Consider the following 4,878-nt stretch of genomic DNA (forward strand, 5'->3'; position numbering starts at 1 on the left):
GGTCACCCTCACGGAGCTGCAACGCAGCGGCCAGATACACAGCTCCATTGTCCCGAAACCGCAAACGTAAAGCCACTTCAAACACGCAACACTAGCAGGACCCGCAACTCCAGCGCTGAAAGCCCCATTCGCCGCATGTCGCGCCCACCGGAGGGACATCATGCAGGGCATGGGTGACGAGCCAGAAACAGGCCAGACTGAGTCCGAACGGAAACGCGAGCCGTGGCGCAAACGCCACATGCGATGGGCTTGGACCGCAGCCATAGTCGGCGCGACCGCCTTCATCGTGCTGCTCCTATGGGGGCCCTGGTGGATCGAAGGCCACCACCTCCGCGACAGCAACGGCGAGCTTGTCTCGTCGGCTGGGATCATCGTCACTGGCTTCCGCACCATGCTCGTCGCCATCGCAGCCGGCGTTTTCACCGCAGCCGGGCTCTACTACACGCGCGAGAAACACCGCCTGGAACGCAAACAGTTCCAGCACGCGCAAGAGCAGTTCGCAGAAAACCAGAAGCAGTTCGAGACCACAATCAAAATGTCGGCCGATCGAGACGCAGAGCAGGCACGGATTACCCGAGAAGGACAGGTAACCGGCCGCTATGTCGAAGCGATCAAGCTGCTCAGTTCCCAGGACGACACACAGCGACTCGGAGCGATCTACAGCCTAGAGCGCATCATGCGCGACAGCGAGGACGACCACGACACGGTGATAACCGTCTTAGCCGCCTTCATTCGCCAACACGCTCGACTTGGCCTCGGCGTTCCCCGGCCTGACGAACCCGTGCAAGCCGCCATCAGCGTGCTCGGACGGCGCCCTATCCGCAACGAAACTGGACGAATCGATCTGCGGCGCACAGACTTGACCGGACTTGACTTCGAGCGGGCCAACTTCCGCCATGCCCGCCTCGGCGGCGCTGACCTGCGAGCCGCTAACCTCCATCGTGCCGACTTCACGGGCTCCTGGGCCCCCAACGCAGACTTTCGGCAAAGCTACGCCGTCAAAACCAAGTTCGATGGCTCCAACCTGCATGGCGCCCACTTCTCGATGGAGCAAATACCCGCAGGTATGCCCGAATTTAAACGTGTGATTGTCGACCGGGAAGCTGGCACCAACGATGCCTCGAAAAAGGAGAAGACGCGTGACTAGCGGCCACAGCGGCCAGTCATACACTCTCAACCGCCTCACCGTCGGGCGGCGGGTTACAGAGGCGCTGCGCCACCCGCCTCTTGTTATTCCCGCGCACCCCGCCAGACGTAACGCGCTACACCTTGCGCGTCGACGGCAGCGCCGCCGTCCGCCACCCTCACAAGCCGGCGATAGACCGCCCACGAGCAATCCTCGGTGCGTCGTGAAGTAGGCAGTTCATCCGTACGTGACTGAGCACGTTCATATGTATGCCGACAAATGGTTCGCGAACGACACCCAAAGCCCAGCAGTAACGCCCCGCAGTAGACATGCTGTGCCAGGGGGCGCAGCAGCTGGGCTATGGCATCGGCCAGACCCAGTAACGCTCGTGGCGGCGCCAGACATGCCTGAAGGATGGGGCACGTCGCCTGCATGCCGTTCCTGCGGTGTGTCACCGGCGCGGGAACGGCTTAGGCGAGGGCGATCGGCAGCAGACGACCTCAGTGGGCCGCAGGCGGTCGAGGCCAGTCGGCGCCCTTGACCGCGGCATCCAGGACATCGCCGAGCCGCAGCCAAGCTGTGGGCCCGGCGTAGGAGGCGGGGCTGTCGGCGAAGCGGGTCCACGCCTCTTCGCTGTCGCCCAGGGCGGCCAGCACCAGCCTCGTTACCTGTGGATGCGCAGTGTCGAACCTGCTCCCGCCGATGCTCAGAGCCGTCCAGGCAGGCAGGGCGCGGATCAGGTCCTCGGACGGGTCCGGCAGGGCGAGGGCCGACCGGGTCCAGCGCTCACGGTTCTGCGGTCCCCCGCCGACCCGGCTGCGCAGCTCGGCGGTGATCCTTACCAGCGCCTGTGCGGGGGCGCTGTGCAGGGCGAGGACCTCGGCGAACAAAGACTGGGAGCGGTGCGCTGCGGAGATGAAAGACAGCAGTGCCTTCTCCAGGAGGTCGTCGCCGCGGTGGCGTTCCAGGTAGTCCCGCAGCGTCTGGTCGTCGACGCGCGCCAGCTGCGCAGCGGTGACCTCCTGCGGGGAGCCCAGGGCTGCGGCACGGTGTGTTGCGGCCGTGTCGTTGAGCATGCGCCTGATCGTGGCACGCAGTTCGTCCAGCTCCCGTTCCTGCTGGCGTGCCTCGTAGTCGGAGGCGCCCGCGCTGTAGCCGGTGCGCGGCCGCAGGTGCGGCAGCGCGGCGCCCGCCTGCTGGCGGACGTCGTCGGTGATCTGGGGCAGGTGGACCAGCAGCATGTGCAGCCACCGCAGTTCGTGCGCGTGGGAGGTGGTGTAGCGGCCCGGGTCAGGCTCCCACAGGTGCAGTGCGACGAGCGTCGTGGTGGCGAAGCTGCGGCCGATCCGGGCCAGGACGTCCTCGGAGGCCTGCCATGCCTGTGACTGGCCCCATTGCCGGGCCCGGGCGGGATCGAGCAGGTACCGCCAAGTGCCGTGCGTGCGTGCCGCAGCCCACGAAACCGCATCGCGAGCGCCGATCTGCACGAGTCGCTCGTTCGCGTCGTCAAAGTAGAGCTCGGCTTGCTCGCGGCCACCGGGCGGCAGGGCAGAGAGAACGTCGCGGAGCTGGCTGCGGACTTCTGACACTGGGGTGTCCGCCGCCAGCAAGCGGCACACCCGGGTGACGGCCTCTGCCGTAGCGAATGCGGCTAGGTCCTCTGCAGCGGCCTCCTCCAAGATGTCCGGATCAACGTCCCAGGGAAGGGTTCCCAGGAGGTGGTCGCGGATGACGCTGCGCGCAGGTCCGTCCCCCGCCCACGCCAACAGGCTTCGCACACAGCCGACCTGGGCGGTCACGACGGAGCCCCACATCTGCTCCCACGCCTTCACCGCGTCCCGGTACGCCCGGAAGACCTGGGCTGGGCGATCGCCGTCCCCGCCGGTCATTGCGGCCTCGTCGAGCGCGGGCCGGGTCGGCAGCAGGTTGAGCGCCGCGGCAAGGACAGCGTCGGGCAGGCCGGGTTCGGCCAGCAGCAGTTCGGCGGTTCCCGGGTTCTTGACCCGGTCCACCGTCATCGGCTGTGGCCCCGGTTCGCGCTGCCCGAGGTGGGCGGCGACGGCTTCGGCGAAACAGCCAGAGCGCGAGCGGCGCACCAGTGCGCCCAACTGCGGTGCGGTGCAGGCGTGCAGGGCCTTGTCACGTACAGGATCCGGGCACTCGGGGTGTGCGAGGGCAGCTGCGGCCACCTGCCCGGCGGTGCTCCACTGGAGGTCCTGGTCATCGCGCAGGCCGGACTCGATGGCCTGCTCCAGGAGCCATTGCGGCGCCGTTTCGCGCAAAGCGCCTTCCAGGAGCGCCAGCAGCAGGCCGTCCCGCGCGGTGCCCTCGGGTAGATCCTGGACCCGCTGCAGCGCCAACCGCACAGGCGGCGCCTGCGGTCCCGCCTGCCCGGCCAGGGCCGCCAAGAAAGCAGGCGGCAGTCCAGTGCGCATGTCATCGCTGGTCATCGGGGCCTTTCTCGCAGTGCGGTGCCATTGCCGGGGCCATCCTGGCCCACCACAACTGCGCTGGTACGGAGAAACCGGAAACCGTTTCTCTGCAAAGCCACGGAGGTTGGTGAGAACCGCTGCAGGTTCGGTGGAGACTCTGGTCTGCCCTGGGCTGTATGGAACCGCGTCGGGCCCCTCTGCAGTCCTGAGCTGGGAGAGCCTTCAGTTTCCTGGGTGTGTGAGTACGACGCGGGCAGCGGCCGCCTGCTCCGTCAGGAGCGATCTTGTATAGCTTCATGAGTTGACTTGCGGCCACCCCGTGACCGGACCGGGAGATCAGGGCCAGCGTAGAACTGGGCGAGTGCCTCCTCCAACCGGAGTCCGGCGTCGTCGCGAATGGCGATGCCGCAGCGGAGCCCGGTCAGGATGAACGAGAGCGAGGACGTGTTGCCCCATGGTTAGGTCCCGACCTGCCAGACCAGAGCTTTGAGGTTCTGGTTCGCTGTCTCGGGCACCGAGGCTCGGGCCAGGCCGGTGGAGGCGGCAGCCAGCCACTGGTCGATGGCGTGCGGGCGCTGCTCGCTGATGTGGGAGACGCAATCCAGCACGAACGATGTCGCAGACTGGGGCTGCGTCCATGCCTGTTGTGATTCTCGAGCCGGTCGCTGCGACTGTCGAGCAGGGGCTGTCCGGTCAACCTCATACCGTCACCAAACACCACATATGCCGCATCTACTTACCTGCGTCATTGATGCGTTAGCCAAGCTAATTATCTCTCTAGTTGCGACATTATTCAGCTAACTACAGCACCACAGGTCAGATGCCTTGCTTACCAGGCGCGATTATCGAGACACGCATACCATCCCAGCTCAGCAGTAGAACCAAGGTCTCCTCTGGCAACTCTAAGCACAGCACGTCAGAGCCATCTAGATGTCGTAACTAGAGGGAGGATCGACACACCGGACAGCGCGGGAGGCACCTGGGTCTCCCGCGCTAGTACTGCAACGGTCTTTATTCTGATGTGTGGGCAGTTTCTGGTGGTGTGTGGCCGCGTCGTTTGTAGTGGCTGATCCGGGCTTGGAACTGTCGTCGGCGGCGCCAGTGTGACCAGTGCAGGACATGGTCGATGAGGTTGGCGCGGGGCCGGGTCAGGCGGGTGGTCAGTCGCCGGATTTCGGGGAGGGTCAGGGCGATGAGCTGGGAGGATCCGTTTCTGCTTTCTCCGTGTCGAGCGCGCGGGCCCGCAGGACGGTCAGGCAGGCGTGGGCGGCCATGGCGAGGGTGATGTGGCGGTGCCAGCCGGGGTAGCGGCGGACCTGG

3 protein-coding genes and 1 pseudogene are annotated in these 4,878 nt (G+C 66.1%); 1 reads left to right on the plus strand and 3 read right to left on the minus strand.

The features are described 5' to 3' along the window. Window positions 1-169: 169 nt before the first annotated feature. Window positions 170-1,147 (plus strand): pentapeptide repeat-containing protein, encoded by a 978-nt coding sequence (locus ACFXPL_RS36885; RefSeq protein WP_384927547.1) that lies wholly within the window; start codon window positions 170-172, stop codon window positions 1,145-1,147. A 479-nt stretch (window positions 1,148-1,626) separates the two neighbouring features. On the opposite strand, the gene ACFXPL_RS36890 is transcribed toward ACFXPL_RS36885, so the two are convergent. The 3 genes and pseudogenes from ACFXPL_RS36890 to ACFXPL_RS36900 form a co-directional block, all read right to left on the minus strand. Next, window positions 1,627-3,576 carry a hypothetical protein gene (locus tag ACFXPL_RS36890; protein WP_384927548.1) on the minus strand — a complete coding sequence of 650 codons (1,950 nt, stop codon included), beginning with the start codon at window positions 3,574-3,576 and terminating at the stop codon, window positions 1,627-1,629. Between the two features lie 440 nt (window positions 3,577-4,016). Next, window positions 4,017-4,166: a hypothetical protein gene (locus ACFXPL_RS36895; RefSeq protein WP_384927549.1), complete on the minus strand. Its 150-nt coding sequence runs from the start codon at window positions 4,164-4,166 to the stop codon at window positions 4,017-4,019. Window positions 4,167-4,742: 576 nt separating this feature from the next. Then, window positions 4,743-4,878 (minus strand): annotated as a pseudogene (locus tag ACFXPL_RS36900) (IS701 family transposase); the annotation flags it as partial.

It is taken from the genome of Streptomyces sp. NPDC059092 (assembly GCF_042756365.1).
Classification (GTDB): domain Bacteria; phylum Actinomycetota; class Actinomycetes; order Streptomycetales; family Streptomycetaceae; genus Streptomyces.